This window comes from Acidobacteriota bacterium (genome assembly GCA_033549365.1).
Classification (GTDB): domain Bacteria; phylum Acidobacteriota; class Aminicenantia; order Aminicenantales; family Saccharicenantaceae; genus JAWSUF01.
Window position 1 is genome coordinate 1 of sequence record JAWSUF010000032.1, and the last position, 6565, is coordinate 6565.

4 protein-coding genes are annotated in these 6565 nt (G+C 55.6%); 1 reads left to right on the plus strand and 3 read right to left on the minus strand.

The features are described 5' to 3' along the window. Window positions 1–49: 49 nt before the first annotated feature. Entirely contained in the window at window positions 50–409 is a 360-nt protein-coding gene (locus SCM96_15745; GenBank protein MDW7762080.1) for a hypothetical protein, read from the minus strand. A gap of 366 nt (window positions 410–775) precedes the next feature. Between SCM96_15745 and SCM96_15750 the strand changes: the two genes are divergently transcribed. Next, a complete protein-coding gene (locus SCM96_15750; GenBank protein MDW7762081.1) occupies window positions 776–1675 on the plus strand; it encodes a sialidase family protein in 900 nt (299 codons plus the stop codon). Between the two features lie 147 nt (window positions 1676–1822). On the opposite strand, the gene SCM96_15755 is transcribed toward SCM96_15750, so the two are convergent. Both SCM96_15755 and SCM96_15760 read right to left on the minus strand, forming a co-directional pair. After that, the gene (locus tag SCM96_15755) at window positions 1823–4195 is read right to left on the minus strand and encodes a hypothetical protein (GenBank protein MDW7762082.1); all 2373 of its coding nucleotides are present in this window, start codon (window positions 4193–4195) and stop codon (window positions 1823–1825) included. A gap of 574 nt (window positions 4196–4769) precedes the next feature. Further along, entirely contained in the window at window positions 4770–6464 is a 1695-nt protein-coding gene (locus SCM96_15760) for a M14 family zinc carboxypeptidase (protein MDW7762083.1), read from the minus strand. Between the last annotated feature and the right edge of the window lie 101 nt (window positions 6465–6565).

The window sequence follows — 6565 nt, forward strand, 5'->3', positions numbered from 1 at the left end:
GATGGAGAAGGCGGCCTAAATGAAACATCAGGATAGGCTCAAAGATTTCTCATACACAAGACTTGACAATATCTCCCGTGACGGATCGGTTCAGCGCTTTAGAATATACCACATTCTTGCCATAGGCGGCCGGGGATTTCCAATAGACAGCAATGTCATCACGTCTTGCCAAGTACCTGCCGAATTCCTTCACCAGGGTTTCCGTATACTTTTCCGGAGTCGTGACGCCTCTTCCAATGCACAGGAGAGAAAACAACGAAGTCGTGTTCGTGACAATGATATATTCCACACGATTTGCTCGGAACACATGGCCGGACCAGTCCAGGAACGGATTTTCGGACATGGGAAGCGACTCTGTGGATACCGCACCGATTTTTTTCGCGAGTTTTGCGCTGAGCCTGAGAATCATGGTCTTATCATCTTGGCGAGGGCCTTATTCGAACGCCTTCCCGGCGGCAAGCCGAGAAACAGCCCCCGTTTGTCACAAGCTCAAATTATGTCACCGCCGGTGAGGTTGTCAAGAAACATCTACTGATAGCGGGAAAATCGGTCTTGACATTTCAGCGCAGCCGGAATAATTATTTTCCCAATGCGTGTTGTTCCCAAACGAAAAGCCCTAATGATTCTTCTCTTCGGTGTGTGGGGTATGTCCATGTTCTATTCCTGTCCTTCCAGGACCGGGGTCCGTGTTATCTCCAGCGGGAATATTATCCGGAATCCGGAGCTGACGGTTTATCATGCTTCAACCCTCGTTGAGTTGGAAGAGGGCCGTCTCATGGCGGCGTGGTTCGGCGGATCCACCGAAGGGTGTAACGACGTATCCATTTATTCCTCCGTCTATGAAAAGGGACACTGGAGTTCACCGCAACTTCTGGCCGAAGGCGCCGATGATTCCGGAAATCGGCTCCCCTGCTGGAATCCTGTCCTCTTCAAATCGAAGAATGGGAGGCTGTATCTTTTTTACAAGGTCGGCGAAAATCCGAGGGAATGGCGGGGAATGGTTAAGATCTCCGCGGATAATGGCATAACATGGGAACCGGAACGGGAGCTTCCCCCCGGCTTTCTCGGCCCCATCCGCAATAAACCCATTCCCTTGAGCAGCGGGGAAATCCTCTGCCCTTCGAGCACCGAGGGTCCGAACGGCAAATGGAAGGTCCACATCGAGATCGTCAATGATGATCTGATGTGTTGGAAGAATATTCCGGTTGATCCCTCCGGAGGATTTGACGTCATTCAACCCACAATCCTTGTTCATAACGACAGGGTCTTGCAGATCCTATGCCGCAGCAAACAGAATTGTATCGTTCAATCGTGGTCGCGCGATGACGGGCAATCCTGGGAGGCGTTGAGTTGTCTGTCCCTGTCGAATCCGAATTCCGGAATCGATGCCGTGACCCTGTCCGATGGCCGGTTTTTGCTCGTTTATAATCCCCTTCGGCAGGGTGAAGACTGGTCGAGCGGGCGAAATATTCTCAAGGTCGCCCTGTCCGCTGACGGAGTGGCGTGGCGCGATATCTTAACACTGGAAGACCATGCGGACGGCGAGTACAGTTATCCGGCCGTGATTCAGGCCGGCGACGGAAAAATCCATATCACTTATACGGCCGACCGGATGAATATCAAACATGCTGTCTTGGAACTGGACTGCCGACGGACGACAATCTCAAACAATTGAATTCCTTGTCCGGGCGGACCGCATCCTGGAACTCGTCGACGGCCGTCTCTGCAAATCCTTCCGAGTCAAGGACAAAGGGAAGGACGGAGCGCGCGCCCTCCTCGAAGACCGGGGATGCGGGATGGACTGACCGCCCCGGCCGGCGGATTATTCTTTTTTATTGATCGGCGCGGCGTCCAGGGCCCACATGCCCCGCCCGTGCGTGGCGATGACGATGATGTTGTCGCGGGGGTGAATGACCAGATCGTGGACATAGGTCGTCGGCAGGTTGCCGCCAAGGACATGCCACGTCGCCCCGCCGTCGGTCGTCATATAGGCCGCCAGGTCCGTTCCCAGATACAGAGTGTTCTTGTCGAACGGATCCTCGCGGATGACGTTCACCGGGCCGATCGGAAGGTTCGTGGAAATATCCTTCCAGGTTTCACCGAAGTCCGTGGACTTCCAGACATAGGGACGGCAATCGTCGTCGCGTTTGCCGTTCTGGGTCATATAGACCGTTCCCTCTTCGAAGGCCGAGGCGGCGATTCGGGACACCCATCGATCCTCCGGCAGACCCTTGACGATTTCCTGCCAGTTGGCCCCGCCGTCGCGGGTGACATGGACTCGTCCGTCATCCGTTCCGACATAGATGAGATCCGCAACCTTCGGGGATTCCGAAATGGCGAAAATCGTCTGGTAAGGAACCTCGCCTCTTTTGGACTCATCGTCGGTGGTTAAATCCGGGCTGATCCTTTCCCAATCGTCGCCCATGTTGCGGGATCTGTAGAGGTATTGAACTCCCAGATAAATGGTCTTGGGATCGTGGGGCGACATCGCGATGGGCGCCAGCCACTGGCCGCGCAGGTAGGGCTCGCCCTCGGCTTGTTCGGGGAAGATGGCCGTCTGACGCTCTTTTCCGGATTTGCCGTAATCGGTCCGCGTGATGCGTCCGAAGAATCCGGCCGAATACACGATTTCGGGATTGGTCGGATCAATGACGTGGGTCGAGGCTTCACCGCCAGGCGCCCGTTCGAATTCCACCGCGGGGATCTGATCACGCCCCTTGCTGAGATCGACGACGCCGCGGAAACTGCCGTGATCCTGAACGGAGCCGTAGACCCGGAACGGGGTGTCCATGTCGTGTGAGAGATTATAGAACTGCACAACGGGAAGAGTCGACCGCGAATCCTTCCAGGTTTTCCCGCCGTCCCGGGTGATGGCCAGTCCCTGGTCAAAGGCCAGGATGAAGGATTGGGAATCGTCGGGATCGATCCACATCCCGTGATGATCGACTCCGGGGGGCATCAAGGGCGAAAACGTCTTTCCGCCGTCCCGGGAGACGTTGAAGCGGATGCCGCTCGTGTAAACCGTGTTTTCATCGTTCGGATCGACGCGGATCTGTCCGAAATACCAGCCGTAGGTCATCGACTGGCCGAACATGACCTTTTCCATCTCCGGCGTCAGGGGGCTGACTTTATTCCAGTTTTCCCCCTTGTCGTCGCTGCGATAGATCGTCGCGCCTTTGTGAACATATCCGGTGGAGGGGTTTCCGTGGGGCGTCCGCCGTTCCGCGTCCGTGATGTCGCGGAGAAATTCATAGTTGTCGACATAGGCATAGATGACGTTCGGGTTGGAATGGGCGATGGAGAGCCCCGTCCGGCCCCTGTGGTGCGGTTCGGGAAGTCCGGTGTTGATCGCCGCCCATGTTTTCCCGCCGTCCGTCGTCTTATGAATGCCGGTTCCGGTATAGTCCGGGAAGGTCCGGGGATCATTCCACTTGGTCCGGATCCTCTGCCACATGGACGCATACAGCGTGTCGGGATCGGAGGGATCCATGACCAGATCGTTGGCTCCGGTCCTCGGGTTTTTGGAGAGGACATGTTCCCACGTCCGACCGCCGTCACTTGTCATGAAAACACCCCGTTCGGGATTGTCCGTCCACTGACGACCCGGCGCAGCCACGTAGACGATGTCGGGATTTTCGGGATGAATGACAATCCGGGCAATCGTGGAGGTGGCTTCGAGACCCATATGGATCCAGGTTTTTCCGGCATCGACGGATTTGAAAACGCCGATTCCCGCCTGGCCGCTGCGGATGACGTTGGCCTCGCCTGTTCCCATCCAGACGATGTCCGGGTTCGAGGCCGAGACGGCGACGGCTCCGATGGACGCTGTGGGAAGATTTTCGGTCAAAGGCTTCCAAGAGTCACCCTCGTCCGTGGATTTCCAGAGGCCGCCCGACGCGGTCGCCGCGTAAACGGCACGGGCCTTATCCTCCGTTTTACCTACGGCGAGATCCGTAATTCGGCCGCTGACGTTCGTCGGACCGATGTATTGCCACCGAAGATCGTGGAAAGGCGACTCCGGCGCCGAGGCGAAATGCTTCTCGTAGGCTTTCAACTTCGCTGCGGCATCCGTCATGGGCCCTGACACCGGGGTTGGGTCTTTTTGAGCCGGGGTGCAAGCCAGGCCGAAAACCCCCGAGATGAGAAAGACAAGTCCCAAGGGCAGGAACCATCGGATCGATTTTGTGTGAGTCATGGCGTCTCCTTGATTGAGGATTTATCTCGAAATCCTGGCCGCGATCCGCATCGGCCGATCGCAGTGGATGTCTCCGAGTCGACACCGGCAGGAGTTTTTATTGTAACGCAGATCGGCGGGCCTATCAAGACCATTCGGACAGCGGGCAGGATTATTTCGCCGGATCGCCCGACTCGTCCTCTTCCGCGACATCTTCGAGCCTTGACTCGATAATGTGCTTTTTTCCCGGCTCAAGGAGTGACTGGACTTGCAGAAACGCGCTCCCAACACTGCTTGGGGAAGCTTTTTGATATTTATAATAGATCCAACCTCGCCTCTCAGCCCATAACGCAAGATTATGGAGCGCAATGAGCGCAAGACCGCCAAGGACGATCCACAGAAGAACTTTCATGGCATGACAAGCTTGGAGATCAGTATAGTCAATCCCTGATTGTGCTGTCAAGACATTGCAGGTCAGGGAAAGCTTAAATCAGCAAACCCTCAGTCCAGCCGATGGCCCGGATGTCGATTTTGTTCAAATCGCTGTGGCCCAACTTGTAGACCTTGTCGGCGGCCGTTATCGATCAACACAGCCTTATTCCTGGATCTTGAAGTACTTATAGATCGGATAGATGACGCCGGGTTTGTCGATGCCGAGCGAACGCAGGTAATCCGTCAAAACGCCCCAGCCGACGAATCCGTCCGCGGCCTGGGGTTCCAGACAGTAGAAAGCCGTGTTGCCCCCGGGCTGAGCCAAGTCCACGAGGAAAGTCCCGGCCGGGAATTCCCTGGAAGCCGACGGGATGAATCGGCCCTCCAACTTGAGCATCTGGACTTGGTTGACCGTATCGATCGAACCCATGGCCAGCCTGTCGATGGCGAACTCCTGGCCCTCGGCCTTGACGGGTTTTTCAAGAATATCGACCTTGATATTATGCGTTCTCAGTTTTTCCACAACGAATTCCATATCCGCCGGGATCAAGTAGCCGCGAGGCATGGTCGCCTCTTCAGTGCCGACCGCCTTGGATAGGTTATCGACCCCGCGAATCACTTCAGGCGCCTCGCGCATGTGAGCAGGAACCATCGCCCGGACGCTTGTCCCCGGAATGAACTCGGCGGCGTTACTCTTCTGATAAGCCAGGATGTCGATCTTGCCCAACGATTCATACTTGCCCGCGATGAAATTCTTGAGCTCTCCGGACTCGGCCTTGGCCAGCACTTTTGTAACAACCTCTTCGTCGGCTTTTTTGCAGATTTCCATCATCTCTTTGCCGTGCCTGTAGGTGTATTCCAGGATCTCGGTGATCAGGGCGTACTGGCAATAGGTCTTTCTTTCCAGGCTATTACCCGCATATCCCGTCTCGGCCAGAATGGACATCCGGTTCCTCAGACCATAATAATTGGCCAGGAACTTGGCCTCGGTCGTCCAGAGGGCCATTTCCGGGCTCCAGACCGTCGGCGGCCATTGTCTATCGATGGCCCCATAGTCGAAGACTTCGAGACCGAAATTCTTCCGGACCGCTTCCGGGAGAGTGGGAAACATCTTGTGTTGGAGGTAATCCCGCGGTCCGGATTGGGCGGCCGGAACGGTCGACATCGCATAGCCGATCGCATAGCCGTGCTGACCTCCCATAGTATGGCCATCGTAGAACAGGACGGGGTCCCATGTGTTGAATATCGACCGATAGAGACCGTTGACCTCGGGAGTTTCCAGCTTGACGGCATCCCGATTCAGGTCAAGATCCTGCATGTTGCGCCGGTTTCCGATGAGGTGAGGAGTGCCGTGGACAAAACCCAGGGTATCGGTTCCGTCGACATTGAAAACCGGACACACAATGATGATGAGGTTGTCGAGCCAATATTTCTTGTTCCCAAAAAGGATGTCGCGCATGAGCATGAGGAGCGCCTCTTTGGCCTCCGCTTCGCCGGGATGGATATTCCCCTGAAGGTAAACGACCGCCTTTCCTGAAGCTCGGGCTTGCGCAGGATTGGTCACCCGCGGATCCGCCAGGACAATGGCAGATCCGGCTTTGCGCAATCCGCTGATGAACATGTTGATGATATGGACATTCTCGCTGTTCCATCTCAAAACATTGAGGAACTCCTGGACTTCGCCGGAGGACGCCGTTTTGACGAAATTCGTTTTCTCGGCTACGGTCCGGAACTTCTCGGGCCACGTCCCGTTCCATCCATCGGGAACGGCATCGCCCCAATAAATCTTTTGCGCCGCAGCCGTCGTGAACAGGGTGAAAACAAGAAACGCCGACAACAAGAATATCCGTTTTTTCATGCGATCATCTCCTAAGCATTATTCGAGCTTGTTTCAAAGTTACGTGATGGCATTTGACAAGGACGAAAAAAAAGGGCTACAACCCTCCATGATATCCACAA